19 protein-coding genes and 1 pseudogene are annotated in these 16629 nt (G+C 62.8%); 9 read left to right on the top strand and 11 right to left on the bottom strand.

Translation table 11 applies throughout. The features are described from left to right. The first annotated feature begins 32 nt into the window (after positions 1 to 32). The 5 genes from IVB54_RS15325 to IVB54_RS15305 all read left to right on the top strand — a co-directional run bounded on the left by IVB54_RS15325 (position 33) and on the right by IVB54_RS15305 (position 4591). Positions 33 to 1322 carry a PotD/PotF family extracellular solute-binding protein gene (locus tag IVB54_RS15325; RefSeq protein WP_007602563.1) on the top strand — a complete coding sequence of 430 codons (1290 nt, stop codon included), beginning with the start codon at positions 33 to 35 and terminating at the stop codon, positions 1320 to 1322. Positions 1323 to 1326: 4 nt separating this feature from the next. Further along, positions 1327 to 2286: an ABC transporter permease gene (locus IVB54_RS15320; RefSeq protein WP_018455339.1), complete on the top strand. Its 960-nt coding sequence runs from the start codon at positions 1327 to 1329 to the stop codon at positions 2284 to 2286. A gap of 3 nt (positions 2287 to 2289) precedes the next feature. Next, the gene (locus IVB54_RS15315) at positions 2290 to 3168 is read left to right on the top strand and encodes an ABC transporter permease (RefSeq protein WP_085396140.1); all 879 of its coding nucleotides are present in this window, start codon (positions 2290 to 2292) and stop codon (positions 3166 to 3168) included. A 20-nt stretch (positions 3169 to 3188) separates the two neighbouring features. Next, positions 3189 to 3920 carry an aspartate/glutamate racemase family protein gene (locus tag IVB54_RS15310; RefSeq protein WP_085361723.1) on the top strand — a complete coding sequence of 244 codons (732 nt, stop codon included), beginning with the start codon at positions 3189 to 3191 and terminating at the stop codon, positions 3918 to 3920. A gap of 176 nt (positions 3921 to 4096) precedes the next feature. Next, positions 4097 to 4591, top strand: a complete 495-nt coding sequence (locus tag IVB54_RS15305) for a hypothetical protein (RefSeq protein WP_247335625.1) — start codon at positions 4097 to 4099, stop codon at positions 4589 to 4591. A gap of 179 nt (positions 4592 to 4770) precedes the next feature. Here the strand turns inward: IVB54_RS15305 and IVB54_RS15300 are convergent, their stop codons facing one another. From IVB54_RS15300 to IVB54_RS15280, 5 genes are all read right to left on the bottom strand, one after another. Next, positions 4771 to 5139 (bottom strand): hypothetical protein, encoded by a 369-nt coding sequence (locus IVB54_RS15300; protein ID WP_247335622.1) that lies wholly within the window; start codon positions 5137 to 5139, stop codon positions 4771 to 4773. 103 nt (positions 5140 to 5242) lie between these two features. Beyond that, positions 5243 to 5542: a hypothetical protein gene (locus IVB54_RS15295; RefSeq protein WP_247335619.1), complete on the bottom strand. Its 300-nt coding sequence runs from the start codon at positions 5540 to 5542 to the stop codon at positions 5243 to 5245. 64 nt (positions 5543 to 5606) lie between these two features. Further along, a complete protein-coding gene (locus tag IVB54_RS15290) occupies positions 5607 to 5780 on the bottom strand; it encodes a hypothetical protein (protein WP_018455333.1) in 174 nt (57 codons plus the stop codon). Between the two features lie 71 nt (positions 5781 to 5851). Next, a complete protein-coding gene (locus tag IVB54_RS15285) occupies positions 5852 to 6382 on the bottom strand; it encodes a gamma carbonic anhydrase family protein (protein WP_018455332.1) in 531 nt (176 codons plus the stop codon). A 91-nt stretch (positions 6383 to 6473) separates the two neighbouring features. After that, positions 6474 to 6803, bottom strand: coding sequence for a hypothetical protein (locus IVB54_RS15280; RefSeq protein ID WP_007602553.1), 330 nt, complete (start codon positions 6801 to 6803; stop codon positions 6474 to 6476). A gap of 222 nt (positions 6804 to 7025) precedes the next feature. On the opposite strand from IVB54_RS15280, the gene IVB54_RS15275 reads away from it, so the two are divergent. Both IVB54_RS15275 and IVB54_RS15270 read left to right on the top strand, forming a co-directional pair. Next, positions 7026 to 7733 carry a hypothetical protein gene (locus IVB54_RS15275; RefSeq protein WP_085351113.1) on the top strand — a complete coding sequence of 236 codons (708 nt, stop codon included), beginning with the start codon at positions 7026 to 7028 and terminating at the stop codon, positions 7731 to 7733. 263 nt (positions 7734 to 7996) lie between these two features. Further along, positions 7997 to 8581 carry a DUF1349 domain-containing protein gene (locus tag IVB54_RS15270; protein ID WP_026232925.1) on the top strand — a complete coding sequence of 195 codons (585 nt, stop codon included), beginning with the start codon at positions 7997 to 7999 and terminating at the stop codon, positions 8579 to 8581. A gap of 89 nt (positions 8582 to 8670) precedes the next feature. On the opposite strand, the gene IVB54_RS15265 is transcribed toward IVB54_RS15270, so the two are convergent. Next, positions 8671 to 8889 carry a DUF3126 family protein gene (locus IVB54_RS15265; RefSeq protein WP_007602550.1) on the bottom strand — a complete coding sequence of 73 codons (219 nt, stop codon included), beginning with the start codon at positions 8887 to 8889 and terminating at the stop codon, positions 8671 to 8673. Positions 8890 to 9039: 150 nt separating this feature from the next. Continuing rightward, positions 9040 to 9864 (bottom strand): serine O-acetyltransferase, encoded by an 825-nt coding sequence (gene cysE, locus IVB54_RS15260; RefSeq protein WP_247777322.1) that lies wholly within the window; start codon positions 9862 to 9864, stop codon positions 9040 to 9042. A 275-nt stretch (positions 9865 to 10139) separates the two neighbouring features. Between cysE and IVB54_RS15255 the strand changes: the two genes are divergently transcribed. Next, positions 10140 to 11498 carry a hypothetical protein gene (locus IVB54_RS15255; RefSeq protein ID WP_162496427.1) on the top strand — a complete coding sequence of 453 codons (1359 nt, stop codon included), beginning with the start codon at positions 10140 to 10142 and terminating at the stop codon, positions 11496 to 11498. 157 nt (positions 11499 to 11655) lie between these two features. On the opposite strand, the pseudogene IVB54_RS15250 reads toward IVB54_RS15255, so the two are convergent. Continuing rightward, positions 11656 to 12257 (bottom strand): annotated as a pseudogene (locus tag IVB54_RS15250) (hypothetical protein). 188 nt (positions 12258 to 12445) lie between these two features. After that, positions 12446 to 13216 (bottom strand): alpha/beta hydrolase, encoded by a 771-nt coding sequence (locus IVB54_RS15245; RefSeq protein ID WP_026232924.1) that lies wholly within the window; start codon positions 13214 to 13216, stop codon positions 12446 to 12448. A gap of 214 nt (positions 13217 to 13430) precedes the next feature. On the opposite strand from IVB54_RS15245, the gene IVB54_RS15240 reads away from it, so the two are divergent. Further along, complete coding sequence (locus IVB54_RS15240; RefSeq protein WP_018455327.1) at positions 13431 to 14393, top strand: AraC family transcriptional regulator; 963 nt, start codon at positions 13431 to 13433, stop codon at positions 14391 to 14393. 147 nt (positions 14394 to 14540) lie between these two features. On the opposite strand, the gene IVB54_RS15235 is transcribed toward IVB54_RS15240, so the two are convergent. Together IVB54_RS15235 and IVB54_RS15230 are read right to left on the bottom strand one after the other, a co-directional pair. Further along, a complete protein-coding gene (locus tag IVB54_RS15235; protein WP_026232923.1) occupies positions 14541 to 15296 on the bottom strand; it encodes an alpha/beta hydrolase in 756 nt (251 codons plus the stop codon). A gap of 34 nt (positions 15297 to 15330) precedes the next feature. Next, on the bottom strand, positions 15331 to 16467 hold the full coding sequence (locus IVB54_RS15230; protein WP_247299776.1) for a hypothetical protein: 1137 nt from the start codon (positions 16465 to 16467) through the stop codon (positions 15331 to 15333). Between the last annotated feature and the right edge of the window lie 162 nt (positions 16468 to 16629).

Raw genomic sequence — 16629 nt, 5'->3', positions numbered from 1 at the left:
TCACCGGAATGCGCAACAGAGGAGTGAGTGATATGACCGAAACGACCAGGAAGAAGGGCCTTAGCCGCCGCACGCTACTGAAGAGCACCGCGGGTCTCGCCGGACTTGCCGCGGGCTCCGGCGCCATCACAGGCTTTCCCTATGTAATGTCGGCCGAGCCGAAGGTGCTGCGCTATCTCGGCACCGCAGTGAACGAGGGTGACGAGATCTCCAAGCAGTGCCTGAAGGACACCGGCATCAAGATCGAATATATCACCGCGACCACCGACGACGTCACCAAGCGCGTGATGACCCAGCCGAATTCCTTCGACGTGCTGGACACCGAATATTTCGCGCTAAAGAAGATCGTGCCGTCGGGCAACATCCTTGCCCTCGACGCGAGGAAGATCAAGGAATTCGACAACATCACGCCGGTCTTCACCAAGGGCGTCACGCCCGGCGGCAAGAAGATCGGCGGCCAGGGCACCGCACCCTGGAAGGTGCTCTATCTCGAAGGCAAGGACTCCAAGAAGTTCGCGACGTCTGCCACCGAGTTCGTCACGCTGATCCCGACCGTCTACAACGCCGACACGCTCGGCATTCGCCCCGATATCATCAAGCGTCCGATCAGCTCGTGGGCCGAGCTGCTCAACCCCGAGTTCAAGGGCAAGGCCTCGATCCTCAACATCCCCTCGATCGGCATCATGGATGCCGCGATGGTCGTGGAAGCCACCGGCAAGTACAAATATGCCGACAAGGGCAACATGACCAAGGAAGAGATCGATCTCACCATGAAGGTGATGACCGAGGCCAAGAAGGCGGGCCAGTTCCGCGCCTTCTGGAAAGACTTCAACGAGAGCGTCAACCTGATGGCCTCGGGCGAGACCGTGATCCAGTCGATGTGGTCGCCGGCGGTGACGAAGGTCCGCTCGATGGGGATTGCCTGCACCTTCCAGCCGCTCAAGGAAGGCTATCGCTCCTGGGCCTCCGGCTTCTGCGTCTCCAAGGGCGTCTCGGGTGCGAAGCTCGAATGGGCCTATGAGTTCGTCAACTGGTTCCTGTCCGGCTATGCCGGCGCCTATCTCAACCGCCAGGGCTACTACTCGGCCGTGCTCTCCACCGCGAAGGCGCATATGGAGCCTTACGAGTGGGCCTATTGGATGGAAGGCAAGGCGGCCGAGAAGGACATCAAGGCGCCCGACGGCTCGCTGCTCGAGAAGGCTGGCGCCGTGCGCGACGGCGGCTCCTACGAGGACCGCATGGGCGGCGTCGCGTGCTGGAACGCCGTGATGGACGAGAACGACTACATGGTCCGCAAGTGGAACGAGTTCATCGCGGCGTAATCTGATGGACACGTCGGAGGACATTTTGCAACAGGCATCTCCGGACCTGGTCCGGGGATCGGAGACGGCGCGCCGCAGCAAAGCGGCGCGGCTGTCACCCTCCTTCATCTCCTGGCTCCAGGCCGGGCCGATGATGCTGGTGTTCCTCGCCTTCTTCCTGATCCCGCTCGTCTTCGTCGTCATCGTCTCGTTCTGGGACTACAACGAATACCAGTTGCTGCCGGCCTTCTCGGGCCGCGGCTACACCGACACGTTCGAGGGCTGCATCGCGCAGCTCCCCGATCTCTGCACGATCGCCAAGACTTATCTGAAGACGCTGAAGCTTTGTTTCATCGTGTGGGTCATCACACTCTTCATCGGCTTCTGGGTCGCCTACTTCCTCGCCTTTCACGTCAAGTCGAAAACTTGGCAGATGGGACTGTCGCTGCTCTGCACGATCCCGTTCTGGACCTCCAACGTGATCCGCATGATCGCCTGGATTCCGCTGCTCGGGCGCAATGGCCTTGTCAACTCAGGCTTGGTGAAGACGGGGCTGATCAACCATCCCGTTGAATGGCTGCTGTTCTCCGAATTCTCCGTGGTGCTGGCGCTGGTGCACCTCTTCACCTTCTTCATGGTGGTGCCGATCTTCAACTCAATGGTTCGCATCGACAAATCGCTCATCGAGGCCGCCTATGACGCCGGGGCGACCGGTTTCCAGACGCTCGTCAACGTCATCATTCCCCTGGCAAAACCCGGCATCGTGATCGGCTCGATCTTCGTCATCACCATCGTGATGGGCGACTTCATCACCATCGGCGTGATGGGCGGGCAGCAGATCGCGGCCGCCGGCAAGATCATCGAGACGCGGGTGAATGCGCTGCAATTCCCGGCAGCAGCGGCCAATGCCGTGATCCTGCTCGTCATCACGTTCCTGATCATCACCATGATGTCGCGTATCGTCGACATCAAGAAGGAGCTCTAGAGCATGAAGGAAGGACGCCCGCGCTCTTTCTACGTGCTCGCGATCTTCTTCGCGGCCTACACGCTGTTCCTCTACGGCCCGATGATCGCGATCTATGTGCTGTCGTTCCAGGGACCGCAGGGCGGCCTCACCTTCCCGATGAACGGTGTATCGACTTTCTGGATCGCAAAATTGTTCCAGGGCACCGGCATCGTCGATCTCGGCGCCGCCTTCCGCCGTTCGCTGCTGCTTGGCATCATCGTGATGATCGTCACCGTCGTGCTGTCGGTCGCAGCGGGCATGGCGTTTCGCCGCAAGTTCAAGGCGCAAAGCATCCTGTTCTACTCCGCGATCGCGAGCCTCATCGTGCCCTCGATCATCACCTCGCTCGGCATCTCGCTTGAATTCCGCATCATCGACGATCTGATCAAGGCGCATTGGAACGAGAATTTCGAGACCTCGATGGGTCTGCTCACCTCGGGCCTCGGTGCACATCTGACCTGGACGCTGCCGTTCGGCCTTCTCATCATGTTCGCGATCTTCAATCGCTTCGATCCCAGGCTCGAGGAAGCCGCGCGCGATCTCGGTGCGACACCGTGGCAGGCGTTCCGTCATGTCGTGCTGCCGATCATCCTGCCCTCCGTGATCGGCATTGGACTGTTCGGCTTCACACTGTCCTGGGACGAACTCGCGCGTTCCAGCCAGGCGATCGGGGCGGTGAACACGCTGCCTCTCGATCTCCAGGGCCTCACCACCACCGTGACGAACCCCGACATCTATGCGCTCGGCACCGTGATCTCGGCCGTCTCGTTCACGGTGATCGCGCTTGCGCTTGGCACCATCCACATGCTCAACAAGCGACAGGCGGCCAAAGGCTCGGACGCCGGCAAAGGGCTTGTCTGAGAAGGGGCTTGTCTGATCCGATGCGGCTTCACGTCGTCAATCCCAACACCACTGCGTCCATGACGGTGAAGATCGCCGCTGCCGCGCGCGCGGTCGCCCTGCCCGACACCGTGATCGATGCGCGCCAGCCCACGATGGGCCCGGTCTCGATCGAGGGATTTTACGACGAGGCGTTCGCGGTGCCGGGCATGCTCGGCTGCATCCGCGAGGCCGACCGCGACGGCGCGGATGCGCATGTCATCGCCTGCTTCGACGACACCGGCCTCGACGCCGCGCGCGCTGCGGCAAGGGCACCAGTGATCGGCATTGGCGAGGCCGGCTTCCACATGGCGAGCCTGATTGCCGCGCGCTTCGCCGTGGTGACGACGCTCGGTGTCTCCATCGTGCCGATCGAGCATAATTTGCGGAAATACGGCCTCGCCGAACGCTGCGCGCGCGTCCGCGCCGCCGAGGTGCCGGTGCTCGCGCTCGAGGAGCGCAACACCGATGCGCTCGCAAAAATCTCTACGGAAATCACGGCCGCGATCCGCGACGATCGCGCAGAGGCCATCGTGCTCGGTTGCGCCGGCATGGCCGATCTCGCCAATGAACTCGCCGCCACGCACAGCCTGCCCGTGATCGACGGCGTCGCCGCCGCGGTGACCTTGGCAGAATCACTGGTGCGACTGGGACTGAAGACCTCCCGGCTCGGGCCCTACGCGGCGCCGCGCTCGAAGACCTATTCCGGTCCGTTTTCGCTGTTTCAGCCCTGATCTCTGCCTCTGACGGGGGCACGGATGCCCTAAGGCATCCTGATTGTTGGTTTTTTTGCTCTTAGCCTCTTTTTGGTCCCATTCCTTGCCGACACGTAACGCTTTCGGGACGCCCCGGTAACCTCAGGTTGCCGGTCTTCGCCACTCACCAAGTTTCAATTTGGGTTTTGTCAGCGATGATCGATCTCGCAGAGGACACACGGTCCCATCCCCTCTTTCGCCTTGGCACCCAGCCTATCGCGCTGACCGCCGCCGCGCTCCTGCTCCTGATCGCGGGGGTGACCTCGATCGCGATCTGGCGTGCCTATACCGGTGCGGCCCCTGAGACCGACCGGGTGGTGGCGTCGCGGCAGCTGCAGGCTCGCACCGCACAGGCATCCGAGCAGCTGGTCGAGAAGACCAAGGGGCTGGAGGCAACCCAGCAGGAATCGATTGACCAGCTCCAGGTCGTGCAAGACCAGCTCCAGAGTGTGAAGCGCTTGCTCGCATTCCAGCAGGCCGACACCAAGCGTCTGTCCGAGCAGGTCACGATACTCAACGAGTCCATCGATGGCCTGCGGCAATCCTTTGCCAGCGCCCGGGCGAGCGAGGCGGAGACTCCCTCAGTTACCCGCAGGAAACCTGCACGGCATCGTGTCCATGCCAGTGCACGCAAGCGCTCGCGCGGCTGAGCAGCCGGCGCCGCCACCCTTAAATTTTTGGACTTGTGAACTGGATCACATTCGCCCGTGTGATTCCAAGCGATGCTCGCCGTTACCGGATGGCGTGAGCCGATTTCAATGTCCGGGGCTGGCAAGGTCGTTGACGGTATATTGCGTCAACGGCCTTGTTTTTTGACGGGTACCGCCGCCTATTCGCAGACATCCACGGGGCGGATGCGCCAGCCCGCTGGCGTCATGACGCGCTTCCGCACAACGTAGCAGCCGCCATAACCGCCATCATCGTATCGGGTACCATAGTAATATGGATTGCCGTAATACGGTTGGCCGTAGCCGTAATACCCGCCGTAGTAACCTGCGCCGGCGATACCGGCACCGATGGCGACGCCTGGCCAGAAGCCACTGCCATGCCAGTGGCCGCCATGACCCCAGCCGCCACCACGGCCCCAGCCACCGCCGCCATGACCCCAGCCGCCGTGACCGCCCGCTTGTGCCGCCTGCGGCATCGACGACCCAACCGCCACCACAGCCAGCGCCGTCAACATCATCTTCCGTATCATCACTCGATCCTCTGCGTGGATACCCTCCACGCTCCAAAGCAGGACCAAGCTAATCGGCTTGAGGCGTTCCTGACAGCCTCACTGTCTCACTTCCCCGCGAGCGTCAGCAGCCGCGGCAGATGCTCTTGAGCTTCTTGTCGAGCAGCCGGTTCTCGGCGTTGACGGCGGCGTCGGTGGACCCACCTGCGCCGGTCCCAGTGGTGACGCCGGGTGCATTCGCACCGGACGATTGGGCGGTCCCCAGACTGTTGGTGCCTGGCGCGGGAGCCGGAGAATTGGCGACACCTCCGGCCGATCCTGTGGAGCCGCCGGTGGCTTGCGCGAACGATGCGGCCGGCACCGGAACAAGGGCGAAGATCACGATCACGGTCTTGATTGAACGGGCTATAGGCAATCTGGCCATTGAAATTCTCCTTCGCCGATCAACCGCCGCAGCAAGGACCGGTTCCGGAACAAATGCCGTCGCATCAGCTTGAAACCGGGAAGGCGGGCACGATCACGCGCAAGCTGATCTTCTGCTCCGCAAACAGAAAGGCGCAGTCACGATGAACGATCGCGATGCTTTTGCAGAAGGCGAACGCGCGGCGCGTAAAAACATTCCGGCGGAAGCCAATCCGTACCAGGACGGTAGCGATGAGCATGCCCTATGGTCCGCGGGGCACGAGAAGGTCGCAAGCGCAATAGAAGCGCGCGAGTCCGAAGGAAGCTGAGTTCACCCGATCCGCTTGAGGCCCTTTGTGAAGCGCGGTCCATTGGCGACGTAGAACTTCGCAGCACTCCCCATCTTCTGCACCTGAGCATCGTCGAGCGTGCGGATCACCCGCGCCGGCGAGCCGATGATCAGGGACCGTTCGGGAAACTCCTTGCCCTCGGTGATGACGGAGCCGGCGCCGACGATGCTGTTGCGCCCGATCCTGGCGCCGTTCATCACGATTGAGCCCATGCCGACGAGTGCGCCCTCCTCGATGGTGCAGCCGTGCAGGATGACGTTATGCCCGACCGTACAGTTCCTGCCGATCTGAAGCGGAAAACCGAGATCGGTGTGGCAGGTCGAGCCGTCCTGCACGTTGGCGCCCTCGCCGATCTCGATCCACTCATTGTCGCCGCGCAGCACCGCGCCGAACCAGACGCTCGCGCCCGGCTTCAGGCGCACGCGGCCGATCACGGTAGCGGTCTCCGCGATGAAGTAGTTGCCGTCGGCGGGAAGGTCGGGCGCCTGCCCGTCGAGCTCGTAGATCGCCATGAGGGTCTCCTGTCGCGTCAACCCCAGCCATAGCGAAACGGCGGCCTTGACGCAAAGGGCCGCCGCGCAGGCAGCCCTACAGCGGCGCGCATCAGACCAGAACGCCGGCCGCGCGGAGCGTCATCAGGAAGAAGGTGCCGCTCATCATGCTCCAGAAGCCGGCGATGACGGTCGCCATCATCACGAATTCGACGCGGCGGCTCTCCACCTGCCTGCCGCGCAGAGTATTGCGCATGATGATGAAAGGCGCCGCGAACACCAGGAACGGAACCGCCGCGAAGGTCTTCGGCGCCACGCCGTCCTGCAACAGACCGAAGCCGGCCGGCCGCTGTGCGACCGTCTGGTATCCGCTCACGAGCGCTCCCGCGAGCGCGAAACCAATGCCGATCGAGAAGAATGTGTTGAGAGCTTCAGGTGTCATCGGAACAGTCCGCCCTTACGCAACGCGAGGTACCTTCCTGTGACAAAGAGTGCCGGTTAACGCTACATTATCCTTAAGGGAAGGTTAACGCCGCCAGCCGTTCCACGCAGGCCTCTCTCCCTTCCCTGCAGCCGGCCAACGCTCCGCGAAATCGCCACCACGTGGCATATTCGCCGCTGATTCGTCGGCCATCGGCCGACTTCCGGCTCATTCGCGCGGCTCATGACGGTGTTTTCGGCAATTTCCCCTCAATCTCCCCGGGTGCGCACCCGGGCCCACGTCGTCCCGATCGTGCTCGGCGGCATTGCCGCGGTGTGCGCCGTCGCGCTCGTCGCCTATTTGTTGTGGCCGACCTGGGGGCCGAGCGGCGCGAACGCCCCGGACAAGCTGCCGGTGAGCGTCGGCGGCACGCTGTTCAACCTGCCGACCAACGCGATCCGCATGAAGATCCAGCGCCACTCCGGGCCACAGGAGCGGATCGATCTCGACTTCCTGTACCCTTCGCTGGAGCCGCCGGGCGCGCCGAAGCACGTCACCGCCGATAGCGTGGATGCGGCGATGCAGCCGATCGACCGCATCTTCCTGTCGATCGCCGCACATCGCGATGCGCTCTCGCCCGAGCAGCGCACCGCCACGATTTATCCACGCTATCTCGACCAGGCCGCGGCAATGCCTCAGGATGGGCTGACGATGCGGATATTCCGCGCTGACACGCCTTACGGCACCGAGGATCTCTATTCTGCCGCAAGTCCCGCGCTGACCGCGCGCTGCACGCGCGATGGTGCGACGCCCGGCATGTGCCTCGCCGAACGCCGCGTCGGCGGCGCCGACCTCACCTTCCGCTTTCCGCGCAGCTGGCTGTCGCAGTGGCGCGATACGGCGGAAGCGATGGAGAAGCTGACGGCGCAGCTGCGCGGCCCGAAGGGCTGAACGCGACCGCGCGACCTGCGCCTCCAAAACAAAAACTGCGAAAACAACCCCATGCACAGTAGCCAAGCTCCTGTAATGCTTCGTATTTTTCGAAGTCAGCTTCGCGCGTATGGTGTCAGGATGGGGCGGCGGTGAAGCTGTTGCTCGTCCTTGCGAGCGAAGCGAAGCAATCTCGGCTACATTGCCTTTTCATCTCAATGCACGATGCCGTGCTCGTCCGACTCACGGACCGAACCGGCAGGCATCCGCGACAGAGGTTAGTCATGATTCTCCGCAGAAGTGACGGTGTGTGGCTAAATGAACCGCAGCGATGGGCGGCAGAGGGTGATGACCTGCGGATCCTCACGGACAAGGCCACGGATTTCTGGCGCGAAACCCATTACGGCTTCAATCGCGATAGCGGACATTTCCTGGGCTTTCCGACAGGCGAAGCATTCACCGCAGATTTGCGTGTTCAGGGCGATTTCCGGGCGCTCTATGATCAGGCGGGCATCATGGTGCGCCTCGACGCGCATCATTGGGTCAAAGCCGGAATCGAATTGTCAGATGGCCGCGCTATGCTCGCGAGCGTGCTGACAAACGGGCAATCAGACTGGGCGACAGCACCCTATGAGCATAATGCCAGCGACTTCTGGGTCCGCGCGACCATCGCCAACGGTGTCCTTCGTCTGCAGGTTTCGGCCGACGGCAAATCCTGGCCCCTCATGCGGCTGGCGGCGTTTCCTAAAGCAAACTCCTACCTTGTGGGACCGATGGCCTGCACACCCGAACGGGCGGGGCTAGAAGTCGTATTCTCGACGTTTCGTCTGACACCTCCCCTCGGAAAAGACCTGCACGACCTGAGCTGAACATCACCCTCGCAGATATATGTTCTTGCAAGAAAGCAAAGGCATGGAGCCGCGCCCGCGCGGCCCCGTTGAGCGAGACGATCGCCGAACTATTCCTGGTCGACGAGGTCGTCCTCGAGGATCGCCATCTGGAATTGGAACGAGCGATCATCGTCCTCGTCGTCGACGAAGAGCACACCGATGAATTCCTCGCCGATATAGACCTCGGCGGAATCATCCTTCTTCGGCCGCGGCACGACGCGGATCTTGGGATTGCCGAATACGCGCTTCAAATACGCGTCGAGCTTCCTAACTTCCTTGACGTCCACGGCAAGTCTCCAATCGAAATCTGGGTTGGCGCGGGTTTTAGGACGAGACGCGACCAACCGCCAGCATGAATTGCCAAAGAATTTTGGGACGAAAGGGGCGGAAAATCCGCCCATTCCGACAAGCTCGAAGGCCCGCCTCAGAGGCCCATCTCAGAGTCCCATGGCGTTGATCATCTGATCCATGGTGCGCGACGGCTCGGTGCAGCCAGCTTCGCCGACGACCTTGGCAGGCACGCCTGCGACCGTCACGTTGTGCGGCACCGGTTTGACCACGACCGAGCCCGCCGCGATGCGCGCGCAATGACCAATCTCGATGTTGCCGAGGATCTTCGCGCCGGCGCCGATCAGGACGCCGTGGCGGATTTTCGGATGGCGGTCCTCGTTCTCCTTGCCGGTGCCGCCGAGCGTAACGCCATGCAGGATCGAGACGTCGTCCTCGATCAGCGCAGTCTCACCGCAGACGAAGCCGGTGGCGTGGTCGAGGAAGATGCCGCGGCCGATGCGCGCGGCGGGATTGATGTCGGTCTGGAATACCGCAGACGCCCGGCTCTGCAGATAATACGCAAAATCCTTGCGGCCCTTCAGATAGAGCCAATGCGCGAGGCGGTGGGTCTGGATGGCGTGAAAGCCCTTGAAATAGAGCAAGGGATCGATGAAGCGCGAGGTCGCGGGGTCGCGATCGTAGACGGCGACGAGATCGGCGCGGAAGGCGTTGCCGAGATCGGGATCGTCGCGCAGCGCCTCGTCATAGGTCTGGCGCACGAGATCGCCCGACAGCGCGGAATGATCGAGCCGGTCGGCGACTCGATGGATCACCGCATCTTCCAGGCGGCTGTGATGCAGCACCGTCGAATAGATGAAGGTCGCAAGCTCCGGCTCGCGATGGACGATGTCCTCCGCTTCGCCGCGGATCCGATCCCAGATCGGATCAAGCGTTGCAAGCTTTCCTCCCGGATTGACCTGATGCACTGCCATGAGATCTGCTCTTTCGAATTGGCTCGTTTCACTGGTTCTATAACACAGTCTAGGCGACAAAGTCCTGACGGGCTTGCCTGAGAGTGAACAGTGCGTTGTCCGGCGGGGGCATGCCAACGCGTTGAATCACAACAGTTTCTTCCGACACCCCGGGCGGCAAGGTCGGCTCAAAATGGTCAGGGTTTCGCCAAATTCAAGCCGGGCGGCGTCAAACTATTGGTGAATTCCGCCTCAACGGTAATTGCGGGCATGGTCCGAGTGAGGACGGAGCGGATTTGACCATCACCACCGATCATGCGCGCGCGGGCGCCGCGGGCTCACTCTGGCTGCGGCTCGCCGCCATCGCCCTGCCGCTCCTGTTGATCGCGCCGGCATTCTGGAACGGCTATCCGCTGTTGCAATGGGATACCGGAGGCTATCTGGCGCGCTGGTACGAGGGCTATCTCGTCCCGAGCCGCTCCACCGTCTTCGGCATCTATCTGCACTATGGCGAAAGTTCAGGGTTCTGGATCAACCTCGCGGTCCAGTCGCTGGCCACGCTGTGGCTGTTGCAGCTCACCTTGCGCGTGCTCTCGATGATGCAGACGTTCCGTTTCGTCGTGATCAGCCTGCTCCTGATCCTGTCGACTGCGCTGCCCTGGCTTGCGAGCATGCTGCTCACCGACATTTTTGCAGGCCTGTCGGTGCTGTCGCTATTCCTGCTGGTCGTCGGCGGGCCGCGGACCTCGGCGCTCGAAAAAATCTCGCTGTTCGTCTTCACGGCCTTTGCCGCCGCGACCCACAGCGCCACGCTCGGCGTGCTGCTCGGGCTCTGCATCGCCGGCTGGATGGCGCGGCCGTTGCTGGGGCGCCGGCTTCCGATCGCCGGATTGGCCCAAGCGAGCCTCACCATCCTCGCTGGCGGCCTGATGCTGGTGTCGGCGAACCATGCCTTGTCGGGCAAGTGGACGTGGACGCCCGGCGGCACCGGCGTCGCCTTCGGCCGCATGATGCAGGACGGCATCGTTGCGCGTTATCTCAATGACCATTGCCCACGCGAAAAACTCAAGCTCTGCCCCTATCGCGACCAATTGCCGGCGAGCGCCGACGAATTCCTGTGGGGCAAGAGCATGTTCAACACGCTCGGCCGCTTCGAAGGCATGAACGACGAGATGGGCACCATCGTCGTGGGTTCGCTCGCCGACTATCCGGCTTGGCAGGCCGGCGCGGCCTTGCAGGCGCTGGGCCAGCAATTGCTGCATGTGGCGACCGGCGAAGGCACCAATGGCTGGATCCCGCACACCCGCGGCATCATCGAACGTTATGTCCCCTCGCAGGCCGCGCCGATGCGCGCCGCGCGCCAGCAGAATTGGGGACTCGATTTCGACACCATCAACTGGCTGCACGTTCCCGTCGCGCTGGCCTCGATGCTGGCGCTGGTCGCGCTGCTGGCGCATGCCCTCGCGAACCGCCGGCTCGACGACCTGACCTTGCTGGCGGCGACCATCACGCTGGCGCTGCTCGGCAATGCCTTCATCTGCGGCGTGATCTCCGGCCCGCACGACCGCTACGGCGCGCGGATGGTGTGGGTTGCGACCTTCACCGTGCTGATGGCGCTGGCGCGCCGCCTTGGGGAAGACAGCAAAGCGCGGTGAGATTGGGGTGAAGCGCCATCGTGCCTGGTTTCGTCCGAGCAGCGATCGCGTTTATCCAGTAAGACCAGCGCATTCGTTCTCAAGGGTGTTTGGAGCCCTTCATCGCCCCCGCAAATCGGCACACGCGGCGGGGCGGTGGCATGAGCACGACCAGCCGTTAGTCAGCCGGCTGCGTGAAAACGGACCCAAGTGCGAGACGGTCAGTGCCGTACAACAACTGAGGCGTTCCGCGGCTAGCTCTTTGTGCCGGTGCCGCCGGCACCGGAAGAATGATTTCGGAAGCGACCCTCCAGTCCTTCCCGACGCGAAGCCAGTTGCTGATCATGAGAAACGGCCTGGCTGTTCCATCTTGCCCCGCATAAGAGACGGTGATGGTCATCGGCACATAGGACTCGGCGACGTCGCGCGTCAGGCCGACAACCCTGAGCTTCGAAAAATCTGGCTCGAGTACGACCGGACCGGGCTACCGATATCATGCAGCTATTGATCAATCGCCGCGTTACCCCAAAAGCCGGCCCAGTTTCCCTCGGACGGGATCGCGCTCTTGGCCACCAAAAGGGCCGAGGGCGATTGCCAGAACATCCGATACAGAGCCTTGAAATCATGCTTGTTTGCCAATTCCATCAGCCTGCCGAACTTCGATTTGATTGCGCTGAGCGTCGCAGCATTCAGCGGCTCTCTGCTGACGGCGGGAGCAGACGCGGCAGACACGGTGGTAAGAGCCACAGCAGTGAGGGTGACAAGAAGTGCCTTATACATGCAGGAATGTCCGTTCCAATGCGTCGCTCACATCATGACAACACTTGTTGCGTTTCCGCGATTGGAGGTGTTCACGTCCGTGAGCTGAAGTGTCGTCAGGACGTTTCAGCACTCTACGGATGCCTGGCTTAAAATGGTCGAGCGGGAGCGCGCGGGCTCCCGGCGCCACAGCGCCGGGAGCGGTACCGTCACCTCGTGAGGGCGGCTTTTTCGATCACCTCAGCGACCTGCTTCGCATGGACGACGAGCGAGGCATGGCTGCCGGTGACTTCCGTCGTCTGGGCGTGGATCCTGGCCGCGAACGACTTCTGGGCCTCGGGCGCGAGGACTTTGTCCTTCGTGCTGATGACGTAGAACGTCGGCTTGTCATGCCAGGCCGCAACGTCGACCGGGGCTTCGAATGCAACGTGGTTCAGCGGAAGCTGCGAGTTGGCCAGGTGCGCGGCGATCTCCGGAGGAAGGTCAGCCGCGACGGCTGACGGAAACACCTTTGGATCGATGTACAGATTGCCCTTCGCATCGGGGTGGATCGCCTTGCCGCCTTCGGTCGGCGGACCGGCCTTTGCCAGCGACGCGAGGGATTCACCGACCTCCGGCGCAAAGGCGGACACATAAACCAGCGCCGAAACCTTGGGATCGTTGCCGGCTTGCGTGATCACCACGCCGCCCCATGAGTGGCCGACCAGAACGGTCCTGCCGGCTTGCTTCGCGAGCGCCTGTTTGGTCGCATCGACGTCGGCGGCGAGCGAAGTGAGTGGATTTTCGACGAGCGTGACGTTGTAGCCTTTCTTGGTGAGAATATCGGCAACCGGCTGCCAGCTCGTCTGGTCTACGAAGGCGCCGTGCACGAGCACGACGTTGTGGGCTGCCCCCTTGGGCAGTTCGGCGGAATGTACGGCTCCGACCAACGTCGTTCCGGCCAGGAGGACGGTGGCGGCTGAGAGGAGAATAGTTCGCATTGTTTGTTCCTGTTGGCATATCGGACGAAAGTAGTCCGGGGGAATGGACAGGCGTTTCCAGCAAGGTCGCGGTTCTTCCATCTGCCGTTGGCGAAATGGTTGCCGCACGTCCCGTCGGCCCGCCGTGGCATGACGTATTCCGTGGACCTCTCGGACGATAGGGACCAATCGTCTGTGTCTTGTGTCCGATCGTCCGCGGTTCTAGTCTCGGGGGATGGATATACTCACCCAGGTGCTCGATCGGGTTCGTCTCGGCGGGACGCTGCTCTTTCACTTCGAGCTCGGCCATCCCTGGCATCTTGAGTTGCCGGCGCGCCCCTACGCCCTGTTTCACTATCTCAGCCAAGGTTCAGCGACCCTCGCGCTCGAACAGGGAGAGGAAATCCAGATCACCGGGGGCGATTTTGTCGTCATCACACGTGGCGAGCCCCATGTGTTTTATTCGGATCGCCGGGCCGAGCCTTTGCGCATCGTGGATATCGAACGGTCGTCGCCACGCCTCGGATTCGTTCGTCACGGCAGCCGTGCAAAGCCGCTCTCGACCATGCTCTGCGGCAATTTCACGGTGTCGCGGCCGACGTTTGGCAGCGTGCTGGAGTTGCTTCCACCCGTGCTCTTGCTGAAGCCGACGTCCGACCGTGGTTGGCTTGAAGCCATCCTGCGCCGCATGATGAGCGAGTCCGCGCTCGAGCGTCCTGGCCAAGGCGTCGCGCTTTCACGACTGACGGAAGTGCTCTTCGTCGAGGTGCTGCGAAGCTGGATCGCGTCTCTCAGTCCCGGGCAAGGCGGCTGGATCGGGGCCATTTCTGACCCCCATATCGGACCGGCGCTGAAGCTGATTCACGAAAGTCCGGAGCAGCTTTGGACGCTGAGCGACCTAGGCCGTCGCGTCGGGCTCGGCCGCTCGGCATTTTCGGCGCGCTTCACTAGGCTCGTGGGCCAGCCCATGCAACGTTATGTGATCGAACGCCGGATGGCGGAGGCGGCGTTCCTGCTGGAAACCAGCGACGAACCGATCGCACGGATTGCCAACCGGATCGGTTACGAGACTGCAGCGGCGTTTTCGAAGTTGTTTCACCGGCACATTGGTCAGTCGCCCGGCCGTTACCGGGCTGCGCGACGCGCCGACGGAGCCCGTGCGCAGTTGGACGGATCGGAATTGCAAGTATCCGATTGACCTCGATAAAGCTGTGGCTTCGAGCTGAGTCTCATATGCGCCCTTAGCGAACCCCGATCCCTAGGTACAGGAATGGACGGTTGCCGAACGGAGTGGATGGCCCACTGTAACGAGACATTTCAGGATAGCTGAAACCGCCTCATCGCCTCAGGCGCGGCGTGAGAGGAAATCGAGCACGCCAGTCTTGTAGACCTTGTCGCCGACTGCGCGCATGTGATCGCGACCGGGAATATCGAGCACTTCCGAACCCGGGATGATGGCACCGAGTGCGCTGGCCGAACCCGCGACGTCGTCGGTGCTGCCGACCGCGATCAGCACGGGCACGTCGATGCGCGCGGCTTCGTCCTTCGTCATGAGATCGCGCGTGCCGCGCAGGCAGGCGGCCAGCGCCTTGCGGTCGGAACGGGTTTGGTCTGCAAAAGCACGAAACGTGCGTCCGACGGGATCGGAGACGTCGTCGAGCGAGGGCGCTTCCAGCGCCTTCGCGACGTTCTCGCCGGGCCCGGTGCCCTCGATCAGGCCGCCGATGCCGATGCCGCCAAGGATTGCCGAACGCAGGCGCTGCGGCTCGTTGAGGGAGAGCCAGGCCGTCATCCGTCCGCCCATCGAATAGCCCATGAGATCGGCCTGCGGGATGGCGAGGTGATCCATCAGCGCGAGCACGTCGGCGGCCATGGTCGGGATGGAGTACTGCGCGGGCTCGTAGAGCTTTGCGCTTTCGCCATGGCCGCGATTGTCGAGCGCAATGACACGGCGGCCGTTCTTGCGCAGCTCCGAGACCCAGGTCGGATAGACCCAGTTCACGTTCTTGCTGGAGGCAAAGCCGTGCACCAGGATGATCGGATCGCCCTCGCCTTCGTCGAGATAGGCAATTTCAACGGCGCCGTTGTGAAAGCTCGGCATCATCAGTTCCGCAATCTTGAGGGGAAGAGGTATCTTAGGCCGTGATGGCAGGGCTTGCCAGAACGGCTTCGGCGGCGATCCGCGCCTGGCGAAGTCGCCGCGCCCGTCTGCGATCGCACCAGGCCTGGGTCAGGCGCTCCGTCGTCGCCTTGATCGAGGACAACAGGCCGAGCAGCGTCAACGCCGCACCGAACAGCCAGAGTGCAAGATTGAACGCCCCGCCGATCAGCAGCAGCGCGCCGCGGCCGAGCAGCTTCAGAATCGCGCGCGTCTTGCCGCCCTGCGCTTCCGCGAGCCGCGCCGCGCGTGCGACGTCCTTGGGACCTTCAGCGATGCGCAAGCTATCCATCGCGCCGCGCGTGCCGGTCTTCTCGACCACGCGCGTAACATCCTTGCCGAGCCGAACCAGCGCGCCGGCCTTCTCGGCGCGGAACGCGGCCTTGATCGCGCTCAAGGTCTGGCCCGGCCGCAGCACCGAGCCGGAGGCAACCGCGTTCTGGAGCATCGGCGTATCGACGACCTCGCGCGCGGACCGGCCGGCCCATGCCGCTAGTCCCTCGCCGAGCCGGCCGACCTTGCGCGCGTCCTTCACCAGCGTCAGCCCGGCGCGAACCGGCGCGGCACCGCCGACGGAGACGTAGGTCACGGCCGTGACCGCGAGACCCGCGGCCGCAAGGCCCAGCACCAGGCGATCGGTCTCCTCGCCCATGGCGAGGTGCTTGCCCTCGCGGACGACGTCCCTGATGTCGCCGATGACGAAGAGATCGCCGGCCACGGTTCCCGACAAGCTCGCAACATCATCCGCGTTGCCGGTAACGAGACCGGTGGCAAACCGTTTTGCGAAATGCGAGGTGGAGTTTTCGGCTTTGACCGCGTCACCGACACGGCTCGGGAGGTCGTCAGGCAGCGCGATGTTGCGGTCGCGCGCCAGTGCGACAAAACTGTCGGCAAGATCGGCATCGCCCGATGCGAGCGCGACCTCGATGTTGTCTTGAATCAGGCGGTCGTTGTGCCGCAGCAGCGCGTCGAGCTTGATCTCTGAGAGCGCGGCGGGATCGTCCTGGGCGGCCAGAATCGCCCCGGCCTCGCGGGCGTGCGGTGCTACCTGCGCGAGCATGAAGCCGCATGCCGCGATACCGGTCAACGCTGTGCTGATTCGCAACCACTTCATGCGGAGAGCCTGGACGGTCCTGAGATCGTTGACGCCTAACGGTTGTCTTTCGTCGCAATTACGCTCGTCCACAGACATAGTATGCCAAAATTGCGACACAACGTCCCCGACGAAAGAAGGGCTTCTCTCAGGCCGCAAGATTGTGTCGAATTTGCATGAGCA

This window comes from Bradyrhizobium sp. CW1, from assembly GCF_023100665.1.
GTDB lineage: Bacteria > Pseudomonadota > Alphaproteobacteria > Rhizobiales > Xanthobacteraceae > Bradyrhizobium > Bradyrhizobium canariense_D.
Note: the sequence above shows the minus strand (reverse complement) of the source record. Positions and strands in the feature narration are given on the sequence as shown.